Below are 24936 nucleotides of genomic sequence, written 5' to 3' on the forward strand. Positions count from 1 at the left end.
TTGTACCGGTGTTGAAATGTTCCGCAAACTGCTGGACGAAGGTCGTGCTGGTGAGAACGTAGGTGTTCTGCTGCGTGGTATCAAGCGTGAAGATATCGAGCGTGGTCAGGTTCTGGCCAAGCCAGGCTCAATCAAGCCACACACTCAGTTCGATTCAGAAGTGTATATCCTGAGCAAAGAAGAAGGTGGTCGTCATACCCCATTCTTCAAAGGTTACCGTCCACAGTTCTACTTCCGTACAACTGACGTAACCGGTACCATCGAACTGCCAGAAGGCGTGGAGATGGTGATGCCAGGTGACAACGTGAACATGAAAGTGACCTTGATCCACCCAATCGCGATGGATGACGGTTTGCGTTTTGCAATCCGTGAAGGTGGCCGTACCGTTGGTGCAGGTGTTGTTGCTAAAGTTATCGCTTAATTGCAGATAATTTTTAAGTAGTTGAATAGGGCACTTATCCAGGTGCCCTTTTTTTATGATTTTTTTTAACTATCAATAAAGATCATGACTCAGCCTTGATTGCATAAATTAGGCCGCAGTAGCAGATAGAGCCATTACCCACACAACAGATTATTGCGCTCCTGCAGTTTGATTGACGTGGGTATAGCACCTTTCATTATGTTAGCGATAAGTCACCATGGTTTTTCCTGTGGTTATATTTCATCCTTGGCTTGCTTCTTACCCTGTTTTGCGTATAATGCGCGGGCCTACCTGATCTTGGTGGCCTGATTTTAGCGAATCAGTCGACTGGCAAGTTCGTTTTGCCTCTCGAACAATACTCCCGATATGGGGGTTATATGTTGACGATTACACTCCCCCATCAATCGAAATGGGTGCGAGGAGTAATTATTTACGTTTATAAATAATTGGAGCTCTGGTCTCATGCAGAACCAAAGAATCCGTATCCGCCTGAAAGCGTTTGATCATCGTCTGATCGATCAATCAACTGCGGAAATCGTCGAGACTGCTAAGCGCACTGGTGCGCAAGTTCGTGGTCCGATCCCGCTGCCAACTCGCAAAGAGCGCTTTACCGTTCTGATTTCTCCGCACGTTAATAAAGATGCGCGTGATCAGTACGAGATTCGCACTCACAAGCGTCTGGTTGACATCGTTGAGCCAACTGAGAAAACCGTTGATGCTCTGATGCGTCTGGATCTGGCTGCCGGTGTAGACGTGCAGATCAGCCTGGGTTAATCAGGTCATTGAGCGATTGAGAGGTTGAAACAATGATTGGTTTAGTCGGTAAAAAATTGGGCATGACCCGCATCTTCACTGAAGATGGCGTTTCTATCCCAGTAACCGTAATTGAAATTGAAGCGAACCGCGTGACTCAGGTTAAAGACCTGGCGAGCGACGGCTACCGTGCCATCCAAGTCACTACTGGTAGCAAAAAAGCTAACCGTGTGACCAAACCGGAAGCGGGCCATTTCGCTAAAGCTGGCGTTGAAGCTGGCCGTGGTCTGTGGGAATTCCGCCTTGCAGAAGGTGAAGAGTTCGCTGCAGGTCAAGATATCAGCGTAGAAATTTTTGCTGATGTCAAAAAAGTCGATGTTACCGGGACTTCAAAAGGTAAAGGTTTTGCTGGCACTGTAAAGCGCTGGAACTTCCGTACCCAAGACGCTACCCACGGTAACTCCTTGTCTCACCGCGTTCCGGGTTCTATCGGTCAGAACCAGACTCCGGGCAAAGTGTTCAAAGGCAAGAAAATGGCTGGCCACCTGGGTGATGAGCGTGTGACTGTTCAAAGCCTGGACGTAGTACGTGTTGACGCTGAGCGTAACCTGCTGCTGGTTAAAGGTGCTGTTCCGGGCGCAACCGGTGGCAACCTGATCGTTAAACCAGCTGTGAAGGCGTAAGGGGATAGCAATGGAATTAGCATTGAAAGACGCGCAAAGCGCGCTGACTGTTTCCGAAACTACCTTCGGTCGTGATTTCAACGAAGCGCTGGTACACCAGGTTGTTGTTGCTTATGCAGCAGGTGCCCGTCAAGGTACTCGTGCTCAGAAGACCCGTGCTGAAGTGACTGGTTCCGGTAAAAAACCGTGGCGCCAGAAAGGTACTGGCCGTGCGCGTTCAGGTTCTGTCAAGAGCCCGATCTGGCGTTCCGGTGGTGTGACCTTCGCTGCAAAGCCACAAGACCACAGTCAGAAAGTAAACAAGAAGATGTACCGCGGCGCGCTGAGAAGCATCCTGTCCGAATTGGTACGTCAAGATCGTCTGATCGTTGTCGAGAAGTTCTCTGTAGAAGCACCTAAAACCAAGTTGCTGGCACAGAAACTGAAAGATATGGCGCTGGAAGATGTGCTGATCGTAACCGGTGAACTGGATGAGAATCTGTTCCTGGCTGCTCGTAACCTGTATAAGGTTGACGTGCGCGATGTAGCAGGTATCGACCCAGTTAGCCTGATCGCCTTCGACAAAGTGGTTATGACTGCTGATGCTGTGAAGCAAGTTGAGGAGATGCTGGCATGATCCGTGAAGAACGTTTGCTGAAAGTGCTGCGTGCACCGCACGTATCTGAAAAAGCATCCACTGCGATGGAGAAAAACAACACCATCGTTCTCAAAGTTGCCAAAGACGCGACCAAAGCAGAAATTAAAGCTGCAGTGCAGAAACTGTTTGAAGTCGAAGTCGAAGACGTAAACACCTTGCTGGTTAAAGGCAAAGTGAAGCGTCACGGTCAGCGTGTTGGTCGTCGTAGCGACTGGAAAAAAGCTTACGTCACCCTGAAAGAAGGCCAGAATCTGGACTTCATGGGCGGCGCAGAGTAAGTCGGAGGAGTAAGAACAATGGCAATTGTTAAATGTAAACCTACATCTCCGGGCCGTCGCCACGTCGTCAAAGTGGTTAACCCTGAGTTGCATAAAGGTAAGCCTTTTGCCCCGCTGTTAGAAAAAAGCAGCAAGACCGGTGGTCGTAACAATAATGGTCGCATCACTACGCGTCATATCGGTGGTGGCCATAAGCAGCATTATCGTTTAGTTGACTTTAAGCGCAACAAAGACGGTATTCCTGCAGTCGTTGAGCGTCTGGAGTACGATCCGAACCGTTCCGCGAATATCGCGCTGGTTCTGTACCAAGATGGTGAGCGTCGTTACATCCTGGCACCGAAAGGGCTGAAAGCTGGTGACCAGATTCAATCTGGCGTTGATGTGGCAATCAAAGCAGGTAACACTCTGCCGATGCGTAACATCCCAGTAGGTTCAACGGTTCATAACGTAGAAATGAAACCCGGTAAAGGCGGCCAACTGGCTCGTTCCGCGGGTGCCTATGTTCAGATCGTTGCACGTGATGGTTCCTACGTGACTCTGCGTCTGCGTTCAGGCGAAATGCGTAAAGTTCCAGTTGATTGCCGCGCCACCTTGGGTGAAGTCGGTAACGCTGAACATATGCTGCGCGTCCTGGGTAAAGCAGGTGCTGCTCGTTGGCGTGGTATTCGTCCTACCGTTCGCGGTACGGCGATGAACCCAGTCGATCACCCACACGGTGGTGGTGAAGGTCGTAACTTTGGTAAACACCCGGTCACACCGTGGGGCGTTCAGACCAAAGGTAAGAAGACCCGTAGCAACAAGCGTACTGACAAGTTCATCGTACGTCGCCGTAGTAAAAAATAATTAGAGGATAAGCCATGCCACGTTCTCTCAAGAAAGGTCCTTTTATTGACCTGCACTTGCTGAAGAAGGTAGAGAAAGCGGTGGAAAGCGGTGACAAGAAGCCTTTGCGCACTTGGTCCCGTCGTTCAACGATCTTTCCTAACATGATCGGTTTGACCATCGCTGTCCATAATGGTCGTCAGCACGTACCAGTATTTGTTTCCGATGAAATGGTCGGTCACAAACTGGGTGAATTCGCGCCGACTCGTACTTATCGCGGCCATGCGGCTGATAAAAAAGCCAAAAAGCGCTAAGGTAGGAGGAAGAGATGGAAACTATCGCTAAACATCGCCACGCTCGTTCTTCTGCTCAGAAGGTTCGCCTGGTGGCAGACCTGATTCGCGGTAAGAAAGTGTCGCAAGCTCTGGATACACTGACCTACACCAACAAGAAAGCGGCTGTATTGGTTAAGAAAGTGCTAGAGTCTGCTATTGCTAACGCAGAGCACAACGATGGCGCCGACATTGATGATCTGAAAGTCACGAAAATCTTCGTTGATGAAGGCCCAAGCATGAAGCGTATTATGCCGCGTGCAAAAGGTCGTGCAGATCGCATCCTGAAGCGCACCAGCCACATTACTGTGGTTGTGTCCGATCGCTGAGACTCTGGAGATTAGCAATGGGTCAGAAAGTACATCCTAATGGTATTCGCCTGGGTATTGTCAAACCTTGGAACTCTACCTGGTATGCGAATACCAAAGAATTCGCTGACAACCTGGACAGCGACTTTAAAGTTCGCCAATTCCTGACTAAAGAATTGGCGAAAGCTTCCGTTTCTCGCATCGTTATCGAGCGTCCTGCGAAGAGCATCCGTGTGACTATTCACACTGCTCGTCCAGGCATCGTTATCGGCAAGAAAGGTGAAGATGTCGAAAAACTGCGTAAGGTCGTAGCGGATATCGCTGGCGTTCCTGCGCAAATCAATATCGCCGAAGTCCGTAAACCGGAACTGGACGCAAAATTGGTTGCTGACAGCATCACTTCACAGCTGGAACGTCGTGTTATGTTCCGTCGTGCAATGAAGCGTGCTGTACAAAACGCCATGCGTCTTGGCGCTAAAGGTATCAAAGTTGAAGTAAGCGGCCGCCTTGGCGGTGCTGAAATCGCGCGTACTGAATGGTACCGTGAAGGTCGTGTTCCGTTGCATACCCTGCGTGCGGATATCGATTACAACACCTCTGAAGCGCACACCACTTATGGTGTAATCGGCGTTAAGGTATGGATCTTCAAAGGTGAGATCCTGGGTGGTATGGCTGCAGTTGAACAACCTGAACCGGCTGCTCAACCTAAAAAGCAGCAGCGTAAAGGCCGCAAGTAAGGAGAGTCGCTGAATGTTACAACCAAAGCGTACAAAATTCCGTAAGATGCACAAGGGCCGCAACCGTGGTCTGGCACAAGGTACGGATGTTAGCTTCGGCACTTTCGGTCTGAAAGCTGTTGGCCGTGGCCGTCTGACTGCTCGTCAAATCGAAGCAGCTCGTCGTGCAATGACTCGTGCAGTTAAGCGTCAAGGCAAGATCTGGATCCGTGTATTCCCGGATAAACCGATCACCGAGAAGCCGCTTGAAGTGCGTATGGGTAAAGGTAAGGGTAACGTGGAGTATTGGGTTGCCCTGATCCAGCCTGGTAAAGTCCTGTACGAGATGGACGGTGTACCGGAAGAAATTGCCCGTGAAGCATTCAAGCTGGCAGCAGCGAAACTGCCTATCAAAACCACCTTTGTAACTAAGACGGTGATGTAATGAAAGCACAAGAGCTGCGTGAAAAGAGTGTTGAAGAGTTAAACACTGAGCTGCTCAACCTGCTGCGTGAGCAATTTAACTTGCGCATGCAGGCGGCGAGTGGCCAACTGCAACAAACTCACCTGTTGAAACAAGTGCGTCGTAATGTCGCACGTGTGAAGACTTTATTGACTGAAAAGGCGGGTGCGTAAATGACTGATATTATCCGTACTCTGCAAGGTCGTGTTGTTAGTGATAAAATGGAGAAATCCATCGTTGTTGCTATCGAGCGTACGGTGAAGCACCCAATCTACGGGAAATTCATCAAGCGTACGACTAAGCTACACGTACATGACGAGAACAACGAGTGTGGTATCGGTGACGTGGTTGAAATCCGCGAATGCCGCCCACTGTCCAAGACTAAGTCATGGACGTTGGTTCGCGTTGTAGAGAAAGCGATTCTGTAATAGAGTAGCTGGCTCTAACTGAATAAACGGCTCGGAAAATGGGCCGTTTATTTTTTCTACCCAACTTTTGGAAGCGGTGTTATAATGCTGCGCCCTCAGGTATGGGGCTTTTAAACGACCTGTTAATAGGTCCTAAAGTTGTAGTTGACATTAGCGGAGCACTAACATGATCCAAGAACAGACTATGCTGAACGTGGCCGACAACTCCGGTGCACGTCGCGTAATGTGTATCAAGGTTCTAGGTGGCTCGCACCGTCGCTACGCAGGCGTCGGCGACATCATCAAAATTACCATCAAGGAAGCAATTCCTCGCGGTAAGGTGAAGAAAGGCGATGTGCTGAAAGCGGTAGTGGTGCGCACCAAGAAGGGTGTACGTCGCCCGGACGGTTCTGTCATTCGCTTCGATGGTAATGCATGCGTTATTTTAAACAATAACAGTGAGCAACCCATCGGTACGCGTATTTTTGGGCCGGTAACTCGTGAACTGCGTAATGAGAAGTTCATGAAAATTATCTCTCTGGCACCAGAAGTACTCTAAGGAGCGAACCATGGCAGCGAAAATCCGTCGCGATGACGAAGTTGTCGTGCTTACCGGCAAAGATAAAGGTAAGCGCGGGAAAGTAAAAAATGTCCTGTCTGCTAGTAAGGTCATTGTTGAAGGTATCAACCTGGTTAAGAAACATCAGAAGCCTGTACCGGCTCTGAACCAACCAGGTGGCATTGTAGAAAAAGAAGCAGCTATTCAAATTTCTAACATTGCACTGTTCAACGCGGCTACTGGCAAGGCTGACCGTGTAGGCTTTAGATTCGAAGACGGCAAAAAAGTCCGTTTCTTCAAATCAAACAGCGAAACTATCAAGTAATTTGGAGTATGACGATGGCGAAACTGCATGATTTCTATAAAGACGAGGTAGTCAAACAACTGATGTCTCAGTTTGATTACAACTCTGTCATGCAAGTCCCTCGGGTCGAGAAGATCACCCTGAATATGGGTGTTGGTGAAGCGATCGCTGACAAGAAACTGCTGGATAATGCAGCAGCTGACTTGACAGCAATCTCCGGTCAAAAGCCGTTGATCACCAAAGCACGCAAATCTGTTGCAGGCTTCAAAATCCGCCAGGGCTATCCGATCGGCTGTAAAGTAACTCTGCGTGGCGAACGCATGTGGGAGTTCTTTGAGCGTCTGATTTCCATTGCTGTTCCACGTATCCGTGACTTCCGTGGTTTATCCGCTAAGTCATTCGATGGTCGTGGTAACTACAGCATGGGTGTGCGTGAGCAAATCATCTTCCCAGAAATCGACTATGACAAAGTCGACCGCGTTCGTGGTTTGGATATTACCATTACCACTACTGCGAAATCTGATGATGAAGGCCGCGCGCTGTTGGCTGCTTTTAACTTCCCTTTCCGCAAGTAAGGCAGAGTTGACTTATGGCAAAGCAATCAATGAAAGCACGCGAAGTCGTTCGCGTAAAACTGGCTGATAAATACCGCGCTAAACGTGCGGAATTGAAAGCTATTATTTCTAGTGTGAACTCATCCGATGAAGATCGTTGGGATGCTGTTCTCAAGCTGCAGACTCTGCCGCGTGATTCAAGCCCGTCTCGTCAGCGCAAACGCTGCCGCCAAACTGGCCGTCCACATGGTTATGTGGGCAAATTCGGGTTGAGCCGTATCAAGTTGCGTGAAGCCGCTATGCGCGGTGAAGTACCAGGCTTGAAAAAGGCTAGCTGGTAATTACCAATTGAATCACGGGAGTAAAGACAGATGAGCATGCAAGATCCGATCGCGGATATGCTGACCCGTATCCGTAACGGTCAAGCCGCGAACAAAGTTGCGGTCACCATGCCTTCCTCCAAGCTGAAAGTGGCGATTGCCAACGTGCTGAAGGAAGAAGGTTTTATTGAAGATTTTAAAGTCGAAGGTGATGCCAAGCCTGTTCTGGAACTGGTACTTAAGTACTTCCAGGGTAAGGCAGTGGTAGAGAGCATTCAACGTATCAGCCGTCCAGGTCTGCGCATCTATAAGAAAAAAGATGAGCTGCCAAAAGTTATGGCCGGTTTGGGTATCGCTGTTGTTTCTACCTCTAAAGGTGTTATGACCGATCGTGCAGCTCGCCAAGCTGGTCTTGGTGGCGAGATTATCTGCTACGTAGCTTAATTCGGGAGGAAAGAATGTCTCGTGTTGCAAAAGCACCCGTCGTCATTCCTGCCGGCGTAGAGGTAAAACTCAACGGTCAGGTTATTTCGATAAAGGGTAAGAACGGCGAGCTGACTCGTACAGTCCATGACGCTGTTATCGTTAAGCAAGAAGCTAACGCACTGACTTTCGCTCCGCGCGAAGGTTTTGCCGATGCATGGGCCCAAGCGGGTACCACGCGCGCTCTGTTGAACGCAATGGTTATCGGTGTTACCGAAGGCTTCACCAAGAAGCTTCAATTGGTAGGTGTTGGTTATCGTGCTGCTGTTAAAGGCAATGTGGTGAATTTAGCCTTAGGCTTCTCTCACCCGGTCGATCATCAGCTGCCAGCAGGTATTACTGCTGAATGCCCAAGCCAAACTGAAATCGTGCTGAAAGGCGCTGATAAGCAGATTATTGGCCAGGTTGCTGCAGATCTGCGTGCCTACCGCCGTCCTGAGCCCTATAAAGGCAAGGGTGTCCGTTACGCCGACGAAGTCGTGCGTACCAAAGAGGCTAAGAAGAAGTAAGGTAACACTATGGATAAGAAATCTGCTCGTATCCGTCGTGCGACCCGCGCACGCCGTAAGCTCAAAGAACTGGGTGCAACCCGCCTGGTGGTACATCGTACCCCGCGTCATATTTACGCACAGGTTATTGCTCCCAATGGTTCTGAAGTACTGGTAGCTGCTTCTACAGTAGAAAAAGTTATCACTGAGCAAGTAAAATATTCCGGAAATAAAGACGCCGCAGCGGCTGTAGGTAAAGCTATTGCTGAGCGCGCGTTGGAAAAAGGCATTGCGAAAGTATCCTTTGACCGTTCCGGTTTCCAATATCATGGTCGAGTCCAGGCACTGGCAGATGCTGCCCGTGAAGCTGGCCTTCAGTTCTAAGGAAGAGGTTTAAGATGGCTCACATCGAAAAACAAGCTGGCGAACTGCAGGAAAAGCTGATCGCGGTAAACCGCGTATCTAAAACCGTAAAAGGTGGCCGTATTTTCAGCTTTACCGCACTGACAGTTGTTGGTGATGGTAACGGTCGCGTTGGTTTTGGCTACGGCAAAGCACGCGAAGTTCCAGCAGCGATCCAGAAAGCGATGGAAAAAGCCCGTCGCAACATGATGAACGTCGCGCTTAACAGCGGCACCCTGCAGCACCCTGTTAAAGGTGCTCACACTGGGTCTCGTGTGTTTATGCAGCCAGCTCACGAAGGTACCGGTATCATCGCGGGTGGTGCAATGCGCGCTGTTCTCGAAGTTGCTGGGGTGCACAACGTATTGGCTAAAGCTTATGGTTCCACTAACCCGATTAACGTGGTTCGTGCAACTATCGATGCTTTGGAAAGTATGAAGTCTCCTGAAATGGTCGCTGCCAAGCGTGGTAAATCCGTTGCAGACATTCTGGGGTAATTGACCATGGCTAAGACTATCAAAGTTACACAAGTTCGCAGCTCCATTGGCCGTCTGCCGAAGCATAAAGCTACATTGCTCGGCCTGGGTCTGCGTCGTATTGGTCACACCGTAGAGCGCGAGGATACTCCTGCTGTTCGTGGTATGATCAATCTGGTTTCCTACATGGTTAAGGTTGAGGAGTAACAGATGCGTTTAAATACTCTGTCTCCGGCTGAAGGTGCCAAGCATGCGCCGAAGCGTGTAGGTCGTGGTATTGGTTCTGGCCTGGGTAAAACCGGCGGCCGTGGTCACAAAGGTCAGAAGTCTCGTTCTGGCGGTGGCGTACGTCGCGGTTTCGAAGGTGGTCAGATGCCTTTATATCGTCGTTTGCCGAAGTTTGGCTTCACCTCTCGCAAAGCTATGATCACGGCAGAAGTTCGTCTGTCTGAACTGGCTCTGATTGAAGGCGACGTAATCGACCTGAACGCGCTGAAAGCCGCTAACGTTGTTGGTATCCAGATCGAATTCGCGAAAGTTATGCTTTCAGGCGAAATCGCTCGTCCGGTTACCCTGCGTGGTTTGCGTGTTACCAAAGGCGCTCGTGCTGCTATCGAAGCTGCTGGCGGCAAAATTGAGGAATAAGTGAGCTAATGGCCAAGCAACCAGGATTAGATTTTCAAAGTGCTAAAGGTGGGATCGGTGAGCTCAAGCGCAGACTTTTGTTTGTTATCGGCGCACTGATCGTCTTCCGTATCGGCTCTTTCATCCCGATTCCTGGTATCGATGCCACTGTGCTTGCCAAATTGCTTGAGCAGCAAAGAGGCACCATCATTGAAATGTTTAACATGTTCTCTGGTGGTGCTCTCAGCCGTGCTTCTATTTTTGCTCTGGGTATCATGCCGTATATCTCGGCATCGATTATTATCCAGCTGTTAACGGTGGTTCACCCAACGTTGGCAGAAATCAAAAAGGAAGGGGAAGCTGGTCGTCGCAAGATTAGCCAGTATACCCGTTACGGTACGCTGGTATTGGCCATATTCCAGTCGATCGGTATTGCTACTGGTTTGCCGAATATGCCTGGGATGCAAGGCCTGGTGATAAACCCAGGTTTTGCGTTCTACTTTACTGCGGTTGTGAGCCTGGTGACCGGGACAATGTTCCTGATGTGGCTAGGTGAGCAGATAACTGAACGTGGTATCGGTAACGGTATCTCGATCATTATCTTCGCGGGTATTGTAGCGGGTCTTCCACCAGCAATTGGCCATACTATTGAGCAAGCTCGGCAAGGTGATCTGCACTTCCTCCTGTTGCTGTTGGTTGCAGTGTTAGTGTTTGCAGTAACCTTCTTCGTTGTTTTCATGGAGCGCGGTCAACGTCGTATCGTTGTTAACTACGCGAAGCGTCAACAAGGTCGTCGTGTTTACGCAGCACAGAGTACACATTTACCACTGAAAGTGAATATGGCTGGTGTTATTCCTGCTATCTTTGCTTCCAGTATTATTCTGTTCCCAGCCACGATTGCATCATGGTTTGGGGGCAGCACAGGTTGGAACTGGCTGACAACGATTTCGTTCTATTTGCAGCCTGGACAACCGCTTTATGTGTTACTCTATGCGTCTGCAATCATCTTCTTCTGTTTCTTCTATACGGCGTTGGTCTTCAACCCAAGAGAAACAGCAGATAACCTGAAGAAGTCCGGTGCCTTCGTACCAGGAATTCGTCCGGGAGAGCAAACGGCTAAGTATATTGATAAGGTAATGACGCGCTTAACGTTAATTGGCGCAATGTACATTACTTTTATCTGCCTGATCCCGGAGTTCATGCGTGATGCAATGAAAGTACCATTCTACTTTGGTGGTACCTCGTTACTGATTGTTGTTGTCGTCATCATGGACTTTATGGCTCAAGTGCAAACTCTGATGATGTCAAGTCAGTATGAGTCTGCATTAAAGAAAGCAAACCTGAAAGGCTATGGCCGCTAGTCAGGTGCGTTTGAGAAGTTACGGAGAGTAAAAATGAAAGTTCGTGCTTCCGTCAAGAAATTATGTCGTAACTGCAAAATCGTTAAGCGTAACGGTGTCGTTCGTGTAATTTGTAGTGCCGAGCCGAAGCATAAACAGCGTCAAGGCTGATTATCTCGCATATTTTTCTTGCAAAGTTGGGTTGAGCTGGCTAGATTAGCCAGCCAATCTTTTGTATGTAGCTGCAACATTATTTGAGTATCCTGAAAACGGGCTTTTCAGAATGGTGTTGCCGTAAAAATAAATAGGAGTGCATAGTGGCCCGTATAGCAGGCATTAACATTCCTGATCATAAACATACCGTTATCGCCTTAACGTCGATTTTCGGAATTGGTAAAACTCGTTCACAGTCTATCTGTGCATCTACGGGTATTGCCGAACATGTTAAGATCAGTGAGCTGTCTGAAGAGCAAATTGAACAACTGCGTGAAGCGGTTGCAAAATTCACTGTTGAAGGTGATTTGCGTCGTGAAGTTACCCTGAGCATCAAGCGTCTGATGGATCTTGGTACATACCGTGGTTTACGCCATCGTCGTGGTCTGCCAGTACGCGGTCAGCGTACCAAGACTAACGCACGTACCCGTAAGGGTCCGCGTAAACCGATCAAGAAATAATCGGGGTGATTGAATAATGGCAAAGGCACCTGTTCGTACACGTAAACGTGTAAGAAAACAAGTCTCTGACGGCGTGGCTCATATCCATGCTTCTTTCAACAACACCATTGTGACTATTACCGATCGTCAGGGTAATGCTTTGGGTTGGGCAACTGCCGGTGGTTCCGGTTTCCGTGGTTCACGTAAGTCAACGCCGTTTGCAGCTCAGGTTGCAGCAGAACGTTGTGCTGACGCAGTAAAAGAATACGGTATCAAGAACCTGGAAGTTATGGTTAAAGGACCTGGTCCTGGTCGTGAGTCTACTATCCGCGCTCTTAACGCGGCTGGTTTCCGCATCACTAATATTACTGATGTGACTCCGATCCCTCATAACGGTTGTCGTCCGCCGAAAAAGCGTCGCGTATAACGCCCCTGCTTTTCGGATTGTTGGAGAAAGAAAATGGCAAGATATTTGGGTCCTAAGCTCAAGCTTAGCCGCCGCGAGGGCACAGACCTGTTCCTGAAGTCTGGCGTTCGCGCGATCGATTCAAAGTGCAAACTTGAGCAACCACCAGGTCAACATGGTGCGCGTAAACCGCGTCTATCAGACTATGGTGTGCAGTTACGTGAGAAACAAAAAGTTCGCCGTATGTATGGTGTTTTGGAACGTCAGTTCCGGAACTATTACAAAACAGCAACTCGCCTGAAAGGTAATACCGGTGAAAACCTGTTGACCCTTCTGGAAGGTCGTTTGGACAACGTAGTTTACCGTATGGGCTTTGGCGCTACCCGTGCAGAAGCACGCCAACTGGTTAGCCACAAGGCGGTTATGGTAAATGGTCGCGTTGTTAACATCGCTTCTTATCAGGTATCTCCGAATGACGTAGTCAGCATCCGCGAGAAAGCTAAAAAGCAGTCTCGTGTTAAGGCTTCTCTGGAGCTGGCTGAGCAGCGTGAAAAGCCAACTTGGCTGGAAGTTGATGCTGCGAAGATGGAAGGTGTGTTCAAACGTATTCCTGAACGTACTGATCTCTCCGCCGACATTAACGAACACCTGATCGTCGAGCTTTACTCCAAGTAAGGCTTGAGTTTCAAAGAGAGGACACAATGCAGGGTTCTGTGACAGAGTTTCTAAAACCGCGCCTGGTAGATATCGAGCAAATCAGTTCGACGCACGCCAAGGTGACCCTTGAGCCTTTAGAGCGTGGCTTTGGCCATACTCTTGGCAATGCACTGCGCCGTATTCTGCTTTCATCTATGCCGGGTTGCGCGGTGACCGAGGTTGAGATTGATGGTGTACTGCATGAGTACAGCACCAAAGAAGGCGTACAGGAAGATATCCTGGAGATCTTGCTCAACCTGAAAGGGCTGGCGGTGAGAGTTCAAGGCAAAGATGAAGTTATTCTTACCCTGAATAAGTCTGGCATTGGCCCTGTGACCGCTGCCGACATCACCCATGATGGTGATGTTGAAATCGTCAAGCCGCAGTACATTATTTGCCACCTGACTGATGAGAATGCTGCTATCAGTATGCGTATCAAAGTTCGGCGTGGTCATGGTTATGTACCGGCTTCTGCCCGAATTCATTCGGAAGAAGATGAGCGCCCAATTGGCCGTCTGTTGGTTGACGCTTGCTATAGCCCTGTAGAGCGTATTGCCTACAATGTTGAAGCAGCGCGTGTAGAACAGCGTACCGATCTGGACAAGCTGGTAATCGAGATGGAAACCAATGGCACGATCGATCCTGAAGAGGCGATCCGCCGTGCGGCTACTATTTTGGCTGAACAACTGGAAGCTTTCGTTGACCTGCGTGATGTACGTCAGCCGGAAGTGAAGGAAGAGAAGCCAGAGTTCGATCCAATCCTGCTGCGCCCTGTTGACGATCTGGAATTGACTGTCCGCTCTGCTAACTGCCTCAAGGCAGAAGCTATCCACTACATCGGTGATCTGGTACAGCGTACCGAGGTTGAGCTATTGAAAACGCCTAACCTGGGTAAAAAATCTCTTACTGAGATTAAAGACGTGCTAGCCTCCCGTGGTTTGTCTCTGGGCATGCGCCTAGAAAACTGGCCACCGGCAAGCATTGCTGACGAGTAACCGGATCACAGGTTAAGGTTTTACTGAGAAGGATAAGGTCATGCGCCATCGTAAGAGTGGTCGTCAACTGAACCGTAACAGCAGCCATCGCCAGGCTATGTTCCGTAATATGGCCGGCTCTTTGGTTCGTCATGAAATCATCAAGACGACCCTGCCAAAAGCGAAAGAGCTGCGTCGCGTTGTTGAGCCGCTGATTACTCTTGCCAAGACCGACAGCGTAGCTAATCGTCGTCTGGCATTCGCCCGTACTCGTGATAACGAGATCGTGGCAAAACTGTTTAATGAGATAGGCCCGCGTTTCGCGAGCCGTGCAGGTGGTTATACCCGCATTTTGAAGTGTGGCTTCCGCGCAGGTGACAACGCGCCGATGGCATACATCGAGCTGGTTGATCGTGCTGAGTCTCAAGCAGAAGTGGCAACTGCAGAGTAATATCTGTCAGAGCGTAAAAAAACCGGGCTTGCCCGGTTTTTTTACGCCTGCGATTTGGCTAATGTTATTTCCCAAATCCTGTATGATTAATATTCATCCTGATATGAATACAGATTTTTGTATAGGCTGTATCAACAGGCGATTAATGGAAAATAGACTTCCGAGGAGGGTTGTGATGTTCAAAATCGGTCAATTGGCTAAACTTGCCGATGTCACACCTGATACGGTACGCTATTATGAAAAACAAGGCATGATGGAGCATAATGAGCGTACAGAAGGGGGATATCGGCTGTATAGTACTCAGGATTTACAGCGCTTGCGTTTTATTCGTTATGCCAAACAATTAGGCTTTACGCTAGGAACGATAGCGGAGCTGTTATCGATCCGTGTCGATCCTGAGCATCATACCTGCAAAGAGTCTAAATCTATTGTTGATGCACGCTTGCAAGAGGTCGAGGACAAATTGACAGAATTAACGCGAATGCGTGACTCACTTAAACGACTCAGTGATGCTTGCTGTGGCAGTGCTCATAGTAGCAATTATTGTTCTATTTTGGAGGCACTGGAGCATGGAGCACGTGAAGACAAATTAAGTCCTGCGATTTGAACATTTTTTATAGCAGCCAATTTATCGTTACAAACCATTGGAGAATATTATGACTAAATATCGGCATACCAAAGGCCAGATACAGGACAATGCTATTGTGGCATTGCTACATGACCCTCTTTTTCGTCAGCGGGTTGAAAAAAATAGTAAAGGAAAAGGGAGTTATCGGCGTAAAGCTAAACATGCTAAAGGTGAGTGCCGGGAGACCAGTGGTAAGTTGTTCTTAGACGATTTACCACTGGTTTTCTGGTTCTAAGCCAACCCACATTGCAAGATAACTATTGTTTGGATTGTTGCTTGAGCAGGTCACGAATTTCTGTCAACAGAGTCTCTTCTGCCGTTGGTGCTGGCGGGGCTGTTTGCTTTTCATCTTCTTTGCTGCGTAATTTGTTCATTAGCTTGATGATCATAAAGATAGCAAAAGCGACAATGATGAAATCAAAAATATTCTGTAGAAAAGCACCATAGTTCATCACCACAGCAGGGATGTTTCCCTCGGCCTCACGCAACACCAAGTGGAACTGTTTAAAATCAACCCCTCCGATCAATAAACCCAATGGTGGCATAACGATATCAGCAACCAGTGAAGAGACGACCCGACCAAACGCGGCACCAATAATCACACCAACGGCTAAATCGACGACATTGCCACGCATGGCAAACTCGCGGAACTCCTTTAACATGCCCATCTGAGTACCCCCTAGTAAGTTAATAAACTAAGTATATACCCATCGTCATAAGCTGCTGGCTTATCGGTATTCCCCGATGGTCATATTGCCTTTAAGAAATTGGCCATCAGGACTCGCGTCATTGGTTTACAGGAAGAACGGGCTTGGCTGAAACAGGCGCTCGACGTCAGGCACAAACTTTTTATCGGTGATAAACATAATGACGTGATCACCTTGCTGAATTCTATTATTGCTGTTGGCAATAATGACATCATCACCGCGTACGATGGCACCAATCGTGGTTCCCGGTGGCAATTTAATATCTTCTACCATGCGGCCAACGACCTTGGAGGTATTCTCATCGCCATGTGCGATAGCTTCGATAGCCTCGGCAACCCCGCGATGTAATAATGATACGCTGATGATGTCGGCTTTACGGACATGCCCTAACAGAGCGGAGATGGTCGCTTGCTGCGGTGAAATTGCGATATCAATGTCACTGCCCTGCATTAAATCGACATAGGCACGGCGCTGGATCAATACCATGACCTTTTTGGCCCCCATGCGTTTGGCTAGCATGGCAGACATGATATTGGCTTCATCATCGTTGGTGATGGCAATAAAGACATCCATCTGCTCAACATGTTCTTCAATCAGTAGTTCCTGATCGGAAGCGTCACCATAAAACACAATAGTGTCGTGTAGTTGCTCCGCCAGATCGGCTGCACGCTGTTGGTTGCGCTCAATTAGTTTTACGCTATAGGTTTTCTCCAACCGTTGTGCTAACCCTGCACCTACGTTGCCACCACCCACGATCATAATGCGTTTGTAAGGCTTTTCGAGCCGTTGTAGTTCGCTCATTACCGCGCGGATATTCTGTGTAGCGGTAACGAAGAAGACTTCATCGCCGGCTTCAATAACCGTAGAGTCTTGGGGACGGATGGGTCTGTCTTGACGAAAGATGGCTGCGACACGTGTATCAATATGTGGCATATGTTCACGCATTGAAGAGAGAGCATTACCGACCAGTGGGCCACCATAATACGCTTTTACTGCGGCGATACTGACCTTACCCTCGGCAAAATTGACCACTTGTAAGGCGCCGGGGAATTCGATCAATTTATAGATATAATCAATCACCAGTTGCTCTGGTGAAATTAGGTGATCAATGGGCACCGCTTCTGGTTGGAATAACTTTTCGGATTCACGAATATAGTCTGGTGAGCGGATGCGTGCGATACGCTTTGGGGTATTAAACAGCGAATAGGCAATCTGGCAGGCAACCATATTGGTTTCATCAGAGTTAGTGACCGCAACCAGCATGTCAGCATCCTCCGCTCCTGCTTCGCGTAACACTCGCGGATGAGAACCGTGCCCTTGGACAACACGTAAGTCAAATTTGTCCTGCAATTGGCGCAGACGACCTCCATCGCTATCAACCACAGTGATATCGTTATTTTCGCCAACCAGATTTTCTGCCAGTGTTCCACCGACCTGACCTGCACCAAGAATAATTATTTTCATCGAATTCTCTACTCGATTTGCAACGGCCGTAGCCGATAGTTAGAAAGCTCGGAAGCCTTCTCTAGACAATTATATTTTAATCAACTTAGCGTAAAAGAAACCATCACCATCTTCAGGATGGGGAAGATTCTGCTGACCAGGTGATTGAACATCACCAGTATCAACCAACTTGGCATCGTTATGGCATTGCAGGAATGCCGCAATCTGTTCACAGTTTTCTGGTGGCAGAATAGAGCAGGTCGCATAAACCAGGGTTCCCCCTGATTTGAGGTGCGGCCAGATGGCGTTAAGAATTTCGCTTTGTAATGTGGTCAACTCTGCGATATCACTATCACGGCGTAACCATTTGATATCTGGATGGCGACGTATGACGCCAGTGGCAGAACAAGGGGCGTCTAACAGAATACGGTCAAACTGTTGACTACCGCACCATTGTTGCGGCATTCGGCCATCCCCTTGCCTAACTTCGGCATTTTGGCGCAGACGCTGTAGGTTTTCTTTTACCCGGCTTAAGCGTTGTTCATCAATATCGACCGCCATAACATGAGCTTTAGGGGCAGCTTCCAGAATATGCGTGGTTTTGCCACCGGGAGCGGCACAAAGGTCGAGAATATGTTCGCCATCCTGTGGGTCAAGCAGATCAATACATCCTTGAGCAGAAGCATCTTGCACGGTCACCCAACCCTCGGTAAAACCCGGTAAATCCGTAACTGAACAAGGTGTCGGTAACCGTATTGCATCGTGATACGTTTTATGTGGAATAGCGGCAATACCAGCTTGTTGCATCAACTGCAGATAATCTTCGCGCTTATGATGCAGGCGGTTTACGCGTAGCCACATGGGGGGTTTTTGATTATTGGCATCAATAATCTGTTGCCACTGTGTTGGATAGGCTTGCTGGATACGTTTTAGCAACCAACTTGGGTGCAGATAACGGCTGTCATTGTTGGCAGCGCGGGCTAACAACGCTTCCTGTTGGCGTTGAAACTGACGTAGTACACCGTTAATCAGGCCTTTCAACTGGGGGCGTTTCAACGCGACAGCCCCTTCAACGGTTTCCGCCAACACGGCATGGGGTGGAATACGGGTATATAACAGCTGATAAATACCCACCATCAGTAAATAGTGCAATATCCGTTGTTTGCCAAGCAGCGGTTTTGCCATCAGTTGCTGAATGCACCATTCGAGTTGTGGCAACATGCGCAATGTTCCAAAACAGAACTCCTGTAGCAACGCACGATCTTTGTCAGCAATATTCTTTTGCAATTCAGGCAGAACAGTACTGAGTGATTGCCCTTGGTCCAGAACCTGGCCGATGGCTTTGGCGGCAATGCTTCGGAGATTGTAATTGTTTTTCATAGGCTGAAGCTGATAATGGTCGGCATTAGGAAAGAAACAGCTCGACGTGGTCGCCGAGCAATGGGAGTACTTATATACTCGTCATACTTCAAGTTGCATGTGTGTTGGCTTTCCTCGCTCACCCCAGTCACTTACCCGTGTAAGCTCCTGGGGATTCTCTGCGTTGCCGCCTTCCTGCAACTCGAATTATTTAGTGTATAGTAGTTTACCTGGTGTAAACCATTCGCGGCGCGAATTCAGTAAATCCTGTGCTGACATCGGTTTTTTACCAGCGGGTTGCAACTGCGTCAGGTTCAAAATACCTTCTGCGGTGGCCACCTGAATACCTTGCTTGTCGGCACACACGATAGTGCCTGGCTCCACGTTGGTTGTTTCCGCTAACACGTTGGCTTGCCAGACTTTTACCGGCTGATCTTCGATAATGAAATAGCTGACCGGCCAGGGGTTGAATGCGCGAATGCAGCGTTCCAGTTGTACGGCAGACAGATGCCAATCGAGACGGGCCTCTTCTTTACTCAGCTTTTCAGCATAGGTGGCTAACGCATCATCTTGCACTTCGCGCTTTACTGTACCAGCAACCAATTGTTGTAAGGTAGTGAGCAGCCCTTGTGGGCCTAGCATGGCGAGTTTGTCATACAAGGTAGCACTGGTATCGGTGGCTTCGATCGGACAATGGATTTTTTGCATGATATCGCCAGTATCAAGACCGACATCCATCTGCATGATTGTTATGCCGGTTTCTTTGTCACCAGCCCATAATGCGCGTTGGATCGGAGCCGCCCCCCGCCAATAGGGAAGCAGAGAACCATGGACATTGATGCACCCCAGACGTGGCATTTCCAGCACGGCTTTGGGCAGGATCAGACCATAGGCAACCACAACCATAACGTCTGCATCAAGAGAAGCAACCAGATGTTGATTTTCTTGCGGACGCAGCGAGTTAGGCTGAAAAACAGGGATTTGGTGTTGTTCAGCCAGTATCTTGACCGGGCTAGGTGTCAGCTTATTTCCCCGTCCTGCGGGGCGGTCAGGTTGAGTGAATACACCGACAATCTGATGCTCAGACGACAACAGCGCATCGAGATGACGCGCTGCAAAGTCTGGGGTACCGGCAAAAATAACTTTTAAAGAATCAGACACGTTGGTTTCCTGATCGGCTAGCGAGCATTAAGCTTGGCCATTTTTTCCAGTTTCTGACGGATGCGTTGGCGTTTCAAGGGCGAAAGGTAATCGACAAAGAGCTTGCCAACCAGATGATCCATTTCGTGTTGGATACAGATAGCCAACAGATCATCGGCCTCTAGCGTAAAAGGTCGCCCTTCACGGTCAAGTGCCCGGACTGTAATTTTCTCCGCACGTGGCACCAAAGCACGATGTTCAGGAACGGAAAGACAGCCTTCTTCAATACCGGTTTCACCACTTTTTTCCAGCAACTCCGGGTTGATCAACACCAGCGGTTGATCGTGGTTCTCAGAAACGTCAATGACAATAATACGTTGATGAATATCCACTTGTGTCGCAGCCAGGCCAATGCCTTCTTCTGCGCGCATGGTTTCAAACATATCATCCACGATACGTTGGATATCTGCATTGACTTCTTTTACTGGGGCTGCAACTTTGCGCAGCCGCTCATCTGGGAAATGTAATACCTGCAAGACTGACATATATCTTTAGATCTGTATCCGAGTGATAACGAGAGATTAGTTTCCATTCTAGACATTTCCTGACCTGATTGACAGCATCCTGAACCAATTGCATGAATTGGTAATGCTTCAATTTGAGTAAGGAAATGCCTGATGCAGCCAGAAGAGATTGGTTTACGCATGTATGCAGTGACAGGGATCAGTGCGCCACTGGCTAGCCATATGATAAATCAGTTGGTCGCTGAAGGGGGGGATCCTTACCCACTGCTAAGGGCATTGGGGCTGAATGAAAAACAGCGCAAACAGTTCCAGCATGCCCAATATCTTGATAGCACACTTAAATGGCTGGAAGTGCCGGGAAATCAGATGTTGCGCTATGGTGAGGCCGACTTTCCTGAGTCTCTGGTACATATCGATAATGCACCGCTATTATTGTTAGTGAAGGGGAATCTTACTGCGTTGCAATTACCGCAGGTTGCCATGGTGGGTAGTCGGCAATTCAGCCATTATGGTGAACATTGGGGGGCTTATTTTGCTTCTGGCTTGGTGCAGGGAGGGTTTGCGGTCACCAGCGGGTTAGCGATAGGCATTGATGGTATCTGTCATCGTGCAGCGTTGGCAGCACAAGGGGTAACTGTTGCTGTGTTGGGGAGCGGCTTGGAAAATATCTACCCACGCCGCCACCACCGCTTGGCAGAACAAATCATTGAACAAGGCGGGGCGGTGATTTCCGAGTATTTGGTGACGGATTTACCGTTGCCTGCTCATTTCCCGCGTCGCAATCGGATTATCAGTGGGCTGAGTATGGGGGTAGTGGTTATCGAGGCTTCATTGCGGAGCGGATCGCTGATTACAGCCCGTTATGCTCTGGAGCAAGGGCGCGAGGTATTTGCTCTGCCCGGGGCGCTAGGTAATCCAATGAGTGAGGGAACACATTGCTTGATCCAGCAAGGAGCCAGTTTGGTGACCAGTCCGAAGGATATAATAGAACAGCTTCGCAGCGGCCTGCATTGGTTGCCTTTAAGAGAAAATACAACTATTTCTTTATTAGCAGCACAAGTTGAATTGCCATTTGCTGATGTGTTGGCTAACGTAGGAGATGAGGTAACACCTGTTGACGTCGTCGCTGCACGTGCCGGCCAACCTGTGCCAGAGGTGGTAGTCAAGTTACTCGATCTGGAGTTAGCAGGGTGGATCGCAGCTGTACCCGGCGGTTATGTCCGAATAAGGAGGGCTGACCATGTTCGACGTACTCATGTATTTGTTTGAAACTTATATACACAATGAGCCTGAGATGCAGGTTGATCAGGATACCTTGACGAATGATCTTGCCGAGGCAGGATTTGACCGGAATGATATCTATAATGCGTTGAATTGGTTGGAGAAACTTGCAGACCTCCAGGAGGGAGAGAATGCACCTTATTTTATGGGTGCGGATCCACTTGCGATGCGGATCTACACTGAAGAAGAAGGGGGGCCTTTAGATGCCAGTTGCCGCGGTTTTCTCCTGTTTTTGGAACAAATACAGGTATTGAACCTCGAAACCCGTGAAATGGTTATCGATCGTGTTATGGCCTTGGATAATACGGAGTTCGATCTCGAAGATCTGAAATGGGTCGTGCTGATGGTGTTGTTTAATATCCCCGGGTATGAAAGCGCTTATCAGCAGATGGAAGAGCTGTTGTTTGAAGTCAACGAAGGTTACCTGCACTGAGCAGCTAACAAGCATAGAAGAAGTTATGACAAAAAACGCGATTTTTGCCACCAGGCAAAATGAACCTTGTCCTGAATGTGGGGCCGAATTGGTGATCCGTAGTGGTCGTCACGGCCCCTTTCTTGGTTGTTCTCAATATCCCACATGCCAATATATCCGGCCGTTAAAAGCGCAGGCAGATGGGCATATTGTTAAAGTGCTGGAGGGCCAAGAATGCCCGAAGTGTCAGGCGACCTTGGTACTACGCCAGGGGCGCTATGGGATGTTTATTGGTTGTAGTCGTTACCCTGAGTGCACTCATACTGAAGTTATCGACAAACCTGATGAAACCAGTATCCCTTGTCCCCAATGTGGACAGGGTAAACTGCTGCAACGCAAGTCCCGCTATGGCAAAGTGTTTCATTCTTGTGACCGTTATCCAGACTGCCAGTTTGCGCTAAATTTTAAACCTGTTGCTGGTGAGTGTGCTTATTGCCACTACCCGTTACTGATGGAAAAGCACACAGCAAAAGGCTTGATGCTTTACTGTGCCAGTAAACGCTGTGGAAAACCCGTCGCACTCACAGAATAATCATCTCATGAACCCAGAACAGATTTCCTTATTCGCTCCTATTATGACTGCATTGCAAAACCAGCAGGTTATCGCTTATCCAACAGAGGCGGTATTCGGTTTGGGATGTGACCCTGATAGTGAGTATGCAGTGAAGACCTTACTGGCATTGAAACAACGTCCGTGGGAAAAGGGCCTGATCCTGATCGCCGCAGACTATACACAACTCACACCGTATATTGATGACAACGTGTTGGGTGAGCGGCAGCGTGCCATGATGTTTGCCAGTTGGCCCGGACCAGTGACCTGGGTGGTCCCGGCAAAACAACAAACTCCACGCCTCCTTACAGGGCGATTTGATTCACTGGCGGTTCGTGTTAGCGCTCATCCGTTGGTACAACAGCTTTGTCGTCAGTTTGGTAAGCCTTTGGTCTCAACCAGCGCCAACTTAAGTGGCCAATCGCCGTGTCGCACGGTTATAGAAGTGAGGCAGCAGTTTGGTGACACTTTTCCGGTATTAGCGGGTGATGTAGGTGGCCGGTTGAACCCTTCTGAAATTCGAGATGTTCTGACCGGTCAGTTGATCCGTCAGGGCTAGAGGCTATTTGTATGGAAAAGTTTGCGGTATTAGGTAATCCGATTGCTCATAGTAAATCCCCTCGCATTCATGCGCTCTTTGCTGAGCAAACAGGGATCGAGCACCCTTATGGTGCGGTCCTGGTTCCGCTAGAGGATTTTGAACGAACTCTACAGCAGTTTATTGCTGCTGGTGGCCAGGGAGCCAATGTCACCGTACCTTTTAAAGAGCGAGCCTATAAAGTGGCCACTGAACTTAGTGAAAGAGCCGCTGTGGCAGGGGCGGTGAATACACTTAAGGTATTACCTGGTGGTCAGTTGTTGGGGGATAATACTGATGGCATCGGTTTGCTCTCCGATCTTGAGCGGCAGCAATTGATCCAGCCCAGTGATCGTGTGCTGCTGGTTGGGGCAGGGGGCGCGGCAAGAGGTGTTATGTTGCCGTTACTCGCTTTTGGCTGCCAGGTTGTACTCACTAATCGTACTTTTAGTCGTGCACAGGAATTGATGAAAGAGTTCCAACATCTGGGGGCGGTTAGCGCACTGCCTATGGATCAGCTAGAACAACAGCATGTTGACCTGGTTATTAACGCGACTGCATCAGGGATTAATGGTGAGATCCCCGCTTTACCAGAAAGTATGGTGAAGAGTACTACCCGATGTTATGACATGTTCTACCAACATGGGAGCACGCCATTTCTGGCCTGGGTTCAGCAATTGGGTGTTCAGCAGTATGCGGATGGTTTGGGTATGTTGGTAGGGCAGGCTGCACATGCTTTCTTTTTGTGGCATGGTGTTATGCCGGAGATAGAGCCAGTGTTGAAGCAATTGCGTAAAGAATTGGCGATGTGAGTATGGCCCCGCACTGATAAGCGGGGCGATGACAATCAGCTATTTTCGGCAAGGTATTCATTCTTCCAGCGAACATAATTATTGGCGGAGTAGAGCAATCCTTCCAATTCCGCTGGCGTTAATTTCCTTACCTGCCGTACTGGGCTGCCTACATATAGGTAGCCACTCTCAAGGCGATTTCCCGAAGTGACCAAACTACCTGCGCCGATCATCACGTCATCTTCTATTATTGCGCCGTCGAGCAAGATTGCCCCCATTCCCACCAGCACGCGGTTACCAATGTTACAACCGTGCAGTATCGCTTTGTGTCCTACGGTGACATTCTCACCAATCAGTAGGGGATACCCAGCGGGATTATGGGTGGACTGATGGGTAACATGTAGCACACAGCCATCCTGGATATTACTACGAGCACCAATTCTCACTGCATTAACATCGCCGCGAATAGCAACCAAGGGCCAGATGCTAACATCATCAGCGAGTTCAACGTTACCGATCACCACGCTGGAAGGATCGATCATGACTCGCTGACCAATGTTAGGGGTGTAATGAAGATAAGCACGTACAGCATTGGTCATGTTAAGGCCTCGCATCAGGTTCGGAATTACTGGAAATACTAGACTTTGGTAGTGAAATTACAACAAGCTTGCAACATCAACGGTGGGAAAACAGCGTCTTTCGGGTAAGAATCACGCGAAATGACGTAAAAACGCGCATTCGAAAAAAAAGATCTAAAAACAGGTTGTGGAAAAAACGAAGATCCCTATAATGCGCCTCCATCGACACGGAAACTTGTGAACAGGTTCACAGAGTTTACGTGATACTCAGAGAATAACTTGAGCAATCAGGCCTCTTTGAAATGAGGAAGCGTAATATACGCCACCTCGAGTTGA

General features: G+C 48.8%; 42 protein-coding genes. 36 read left to right on the top strand and 6 right to left on the bottom strand.

Annotated features, from left to right (window positions below; genetic code table 11):
* From AC2A06_RS17350 to AC2A06_RS17500, 31 genes are all read left to right on the top strand, one after another.
* Positions 1–421, top strand: a 421-nt coding sequence (locus tag AC2A06_RS17350; RefSeq protein ID WP_484381082.1) for an EF-Tu C-terminal domain-related protein, incomplete at its 5' end; no start/stop codon positions are given.
* Positions 422–883: 462 nt separating this feature from the next.
* Positions 884–1195 (top strand): 30S ribosomal protein S10, encoded by a 312-nt coding sequence (gene rpsJ / locus AC2A06_RS17355; protein ID WP_001181005.1) that lies wholly within the window; start codon positions 884–886, stop codon positions 1193–1195.
* A gap of 32 nt (positions 1196–1227) precedes the next feature.
* Positions 1228–1857 carry a 50S ribosomal protein L3 gene (gene rplC / locus AC2A06_RS17360; protein ID WP_023489866.1) on the top strand — a complete coding sequence of 210 codons (630 nt, stop codon included), beginning with the start codon at positions 1228–1230 and terminating at the stop codon, positions 1855–1857.
* 10 nt (positions 1858–1867) lie between these two features.
* Positions 1868–2473 (top strand): 50S ribosomal protein L4, encoded by a 606-nt coding sequence (rplD, locus tag AC2A06_RS17365; protein ID WP_023489867.1) that lies wholly within the window; start codon positions 1868–1870, stop codon positions 2471–2473.
* A complete protein-coding gene (gene rplW, locus AC2A06_RS17370) occupies positions 2470–2772 on the top strand; it encodes a 50S ribosomal protein L23 (protein ID WP_023489868.1) in 303 nt (100 codons plus the stop codon). Before rplD ends, rplW begins: the two co-directional genes overlap by 4 nt.
* Before the next feature lie 18 nt (positions 2773–2790).
* Positions 2791–3615 (top strand): 50S ribosomal protein L2, encoded by an 825-nt coding sequence (rplB, locus tag AC2A06_RS17375; protein WP_023489869.1) that lies wholly within the window; start codon positions 2791–2793, stop codon positions 3613–3615.
* 14 nt (positions 3616–3629) lie between these two features.
* Positions 3630–3908 carry a 30S ribosomal protein S19 gene (gene rpsS, locus AC2A06_RS17380; RefSeq protein WP_004929772.1) on the top strand — a complete coding sequence of 93 codons (279 nt, stop codon included), beginning with the start codon at positions 3630–3632 and terminating at the stop codon, positions 3906–3908.
* A 14-nt stretch (positions 3909–3922) separates the two neighbouring features.
* Positions 3923–4255, top strand: a complete 333-nt coding sequence (rplV, locus tag AC2A06_RS17385; protein ID WP_023489870.1) for a 50S ribosomal protein L22 — start codon at positions 3923–3925, stop codon at positions 4253–4255.
* Positions 4256–4272: 17 nt separating this feature from the next.
* On the top strand, positions 4273–4971 hold the full coding sequence (gene rpsC, locus AC2A06_RS17390) for a 30S ribosomal protein S3 (RefSeq protein ID WP_004956187.1): 699 nt from the start codon (positions 4273–4275) through the stop codon (positions 4969–4971).
* A 13-nt stretch (positions 4972–4984) separates the two neighbouring features.
* A complete protein-coding gene (rplP, locus tag AC2A06_RS17395; protein WP_023489871.1) occupies positions 4985–5395 on the top strand; it encodes a 50S ribosomal protein L16 in 411 nt (136 codons plus the stop codon).
* Entirely contained in the window at positions 5395–5586 is a 192-nt protein-coding gene (gene rpmC, locus AC2A06_RS17400) for a 50S ribosomal protein L29 (protein ID WP_002218942.1), read from the top strand. The genes rplP and rpmC overlap by 1 nt, the downstream gene beginning before the upstream one ends.
* Positions 5587–5841 carry a 30S ribosomal protein S17 gene (gene rpsQ, locus AC2A06_RS17405; protein ID WP_023489872.1) on the top strand — a complete coding sequence of 85 codons (255 nt, stop codon included), beginning with the start codon at positions 5587–5589 and terminating at the stop codon, positions 5839–5841.
* 166 nt (positions 5842–6007) lie between these two features.
* Positions 6008–6379, top strand: a complete 372-nt coding sequence (gene rplN, locus AC2A06_RS17410) for a 50S ribosomal protein L14 (protein ID WP_000613954.1) — start codon at positions 6008–6010, stop codon at positions 6377–6379.
* A 10-nt stretch (positions 6380–6389) separates the two neighbouring features.
* On the top strand, positions 6390–6704 hold the full coding sequence (gene rplX, locus AC2A06_RS17415) for a 50S ribosomal protein L24 (protein WP_023489873.1): 315 nt from the start codon (positions 6390–6392) through the stop codon (positions 6702–6704).
* A gap of 14 nt (positions 6705–6718) precedes the next feature.
* A complete protein-coding gene (gene rplE, locus AC2A06_RS17420; protein ID WP_473196598.1) occupies positions 6719–7258 on the top strand; it encodes a 50S ribosomal protein L5 in 540 nt (179 codons plus the stop codon).
* Between the two features lie 14 nt (positions 7259–7272).
* Positions 7273–7578 carry a 30S ribosomal protein S14 gene (gene rpsN / locus AC2A06_RS17425; protein ID WP_023489875.1) on the top strand — a complete coding sequence of 102 codons (306 nt, stop codon included), beginning with the start codon at positions 7273–7275 and terminating at the stop codon, positions 7576–7578.
* 30 nt (positions 7579–7608) lie between these two features.
* Positions 7609–8001, top strand: coding sequence for a 30S ribosomal protein S8 (rpsH, locus tag AC2A06_RS17430; RefSeq protein ID WP_023489876.1), 393 nt, complete (start codon positions 7609–7611; stop codon positions 7999–8001).
* A 14-nt stretch (positions 8002–8015) separates the two neighbouring features.
* Entirely contained in the window at positions 8016–8549 is a 534-nt protein-coding gene (rplF, locus tag AC2A06_RS17435; RefSeq protein WP_023489877.1) for a 50S ribosomal protein L6, read from the top strand.
* Positions 8550–8558: 9 nt separating this feature from the next.
* Positions 8559–8912: a 50S ribosomal protein L18 gene (gene rplR / locus AC2A06_RS17440; protein WP_023489878.1), complete on the top strand. Its 354-nt coding sequence runs from the start codon at positions 8559–8561 to the stop codon at positions 8910–8912.
* Positions 8913–8926: 14 nt separating this feature from the next.
* Positions 8927–9427: a 30S ribosomal protein S5 gene (rpsE, locus tag AC2A06_RS17445; protein WP_023489879.1), complete on the top strand. Its 501-nt coding sequence runs from the start codon at positions 8927–8929 to the stop codon at positions 9425–9427.
* A 6-nt stretch (positions 9428–9433) separates the two neighbouring features.
* Positions 9434–9613, top strand: a complete 180-nt coding sequence (rpmD, locus tag AC2A06_RS17450; protein ID WP_004956161.1) for a 50S ribosomal protein L30 — start codon at positions 9434–9436, stop codon at positions 9611–9613.
* A 3-nt stretch (positions 9614–9616) separates the two neighbouring features.
* Positions 9617–10051 (top strand): 50S ribosomal protein L15, encoded by a 435-nt coding sequence (rplO, locus tag AC2A06_RS17455; RefSeq protein WP_023489880.1) that lies wholly within the window; start codon positions 9617–9619, stop codon positions 10049–10051.
* 8 nt (positions 10052–10059) lie between these two features.
* On the top strand, positions 10060–11391 hold the full coding sequence (secY, locus tag AC2A06_RS17460) for a preprotein translocase subunit SecY (protein ID WP_484381108.1): 1332 nt from the start codon (positions 10060–10062) through the stop codon (positions 11389–11391).
* 33 nt (positions 11392–11424) lie between these two features.
* Complete coding sequence (rpmJ, locus tag AC2A06_RS17465) at positions 11425–11541, top strand: 50S ribosomal protein L36 (RefSeq protein WP_002227352.1); 117 nt, start codon at positions 11425–11427, stop codon at positions 11539–11541.
* Between the two features lie 146 nt (positions 11542–11687).
* Positions 11688–12044, top strand: a complete 357-nt coding sequence (rpsM, locus tag AC2A06_RS17470; RefSeq protein ID WP_012147213.1) for a 30S ribosomal protein S13 — start codon at positions 11688–11690, stop codon at positions 12042–12044.
* A 16-nt stretch (positions 12045–12060) separates the two neighbouring features.
* Complete coding sequence (gene rpsK, locus AC2A06_RS17475) at positions 12061–12450, top strand: 30S ribosomal protein S11 (RefSeq protein WP_004929731.1); 390 nt, start codon at positions 12061–12063, stop codon at positions 12448–12450.
* 33 nt (positions 12451–12483) lie between these two features.
* The gene (gene rpsD / locus AC2A06_RS17480) at positions 12484–13104 is read left to right on the top strand and encodes a 30S ribosomal protein S4 (RefSeq protein WP_023491837.1); all 621 of its coding nucleotides are present in this window, start codon (positions 12484–12486) and stop codon (positions 13102–13104) included.
* A 26-nt stretch (positions 13105–13130) separates the two neighbouring features.
* Entirely contained in the window at positions 13131–14120 is a 990-nt protein-coding gene (locus AC2A06_RS17485) for a DNA-directed RNA polymerase subunit alpha (protein WP_023491836.1), read from the top strand.
* 40 nt (positions 14121–14160) lie between these two features.
* Positions 14161–14550 (top strand): 50S ribosomal protein L17, encoded by a 390-nt coding sequence (rplQ, locus tag AC2A06_RS17490; RefSeq protein WP_023491834.1) that lies wholly within the window; start codon positions 14161–14163, stop codon positions 14548–14550.
* A 175-nt stretch (positions 14551–14725) separates the two neighbouring features.
* Entirely contained in the window at positions 14726–15157 is a 432-nt protein-coding gene (gene zntR / locus AC2A06_RS17495; protein WP_023491833.1) for a Zn(2+)-responsive transcriptional regulator, read from the top strand.
* 49 nt (positions 15158–15206) lie between these two features.
* Positions 15207–15413: an alternative ribosome-rescue factor A gene (locus AC2A06_RS17500; protein WP_037385532.1), complete on the top strand. Its 207-nt coding sequence runs from the start codon at positions 15207–15209 to the stop codon at positions 15411–15413.
* A 22-nt stretch (positions 15414–15435) separates the two neighbouring features.
* Here the strand turns inward: AC2A06_RS17500 and mscL are convergent, their stop codons facing one another.
* The 5 genes from mscL to def form a co-directional block, all read right to left on the bottom strand.
* On the bottom strand, positions 15436–15846 hold the full coding sequence (gene mscL / locus AC2A06_RS17505) for a large-conductance mechanosensitive channel protein MscL (RefSeq protein ID WP_023491763.1): 411 nt from the start codon (positions 15844–15846) through the stop codon (positions 15436–15438).
* A 126-nt stretch (positions 15847–15972) separates the two neighbouring features.
* Positions 15973–17349, bottom strand: a complete 1377-nt coding sequence (gene trkA, locus AC2A06_RS17510; RefSeq protein ID WP_023491762.1) for a Trk system potassium transporter TrkA — start codon at positions 17347–17349, stop codon at positions 15973–15975.
* Positions 17350–17418: 69 nt separating this feature from the next.
* Positions 17419–18708 carry a 16S rRNA (cytosine(967)-C(5))-methyltransferase RsmB gene (rsmB, locus tag AC2A06_RS17515; protein ID WP_484381109.1) on the bottom strand — a complete coding sequence of 430 codons (1290 nt, stop codon included), beginning with the start codon at positions 18706–18708 and terminating at the stop codon, positions 17419–17421.
* 186 nt (positions 18709–18894) lie between these two features.
* Positions 18895–19848 carry a methionyl-tRNA formyltransferase gene (gene fmt, locus AC2A06_RS17520; RefSeq protein WP_484381110.1) on the bottom strand — a complete coding sequence of 318 codons (954 nt, stop codon included), beginning with the start codon at positions 19846–19848 and terminating at the stop codon, positions 18895–18897.
* 17 nt (positions 19849–19865) lie between these two features.
* The gene (gene def / locus AC2A06_RS17525) at positions 19866–20372 is read right to left on the bottom strand and encodes a peptide deformylase (protein WP_473196604.1); all 507 of its coding nucleotides are present in this window, start codon (positions 20370–20372) and stop codon (positions 19866–19868) included.
* Positions 20373–20504: 132 nt separating this feature from the next.
* Here def and dprA point away from each other — a divergent pair, with 132 nt between their 5' ends.
* Genes dprA through aroE form a run of 5 tightly spaced genes read left to right on the top strand, consistent with a single transcriptional unit; the run spans position 20505 to position 24043 of the window.
* Complete coding sequence (dprA, locus tag AC2A06_RS17530; RefSeq protein ID WP_023491755.1) at positions 20505–21620, top strand: DNA-protecting protein DprA; 1116 nt, start codon at positions 20505–20507, stop codon at positions 21618–21620.
* Positions 21592–22065, top strand: a complete 474-nt coding sequence (locus AC2A06_RS17535) for a DUF494 family protein (protein ID WP_484381111.1) — start codon at positions 21592–21594, stop codon at positions 22063–22065. The genes dprA and AC2A06_RS17535 overlap by 29 nt, the downstream gene beginning before the upstream one ends.
* Positions 22066–22090: 25 nt before the next feature.
* Entirely contained in the window at positions 22091–22636 is a 546-nt protein-coding gene (locus tag AC2A06_RS17540; RefSeq protein ID WP_037385538.1) for a DNA topoisomerase family protein, read from the top strand.
* Between the two features lie 7 nt (positions 22637–22643).
* Positions 22644–23213, top strand: a complete 570-nt coding sequence (gene tsaC / locus AC2A06_RS17545) for an L-threonylcarbamoyladenylate synthase type 1 TsaC (protein WP_473196607.1) — start codon at positions 22644–22646, stop codon at positions 23211–23213.
* An 11-nt stretch (positions 23214–23224) separates the two neighbouring features.
* Positions 23225–24043, top strand: a complete 819-nt coding sequence (gene aroE, locus AC2A06_RS17550) for a shikimate dehydrogenase (protein WP_484381112.1) — start codon at positions 23225–23227, stop codon at positions 24041–24043.
* 35 nt (positions 24044–24078) lie between these two features.
* Here aroE and AC2A06_RS17555 read toward each other — a convergent pair whose 3' ends face one another.
* Positions 24079–24621: a gamma carbonic anhydrase family protein gene (locus tag AC2A06_RS17555; protein ID WP_473196609.1), complete on the bottom strand. Its 543-nt coding sequence runs from the start codon at positions 24619–24621 to the stop codon at positions 24079–24081.
* Positions 24622–24936 lie beyond the last annotated feature (315 nt).

This window comes from Serratia sp. HNCC26DJ244 (assembly GCF_057180565.1).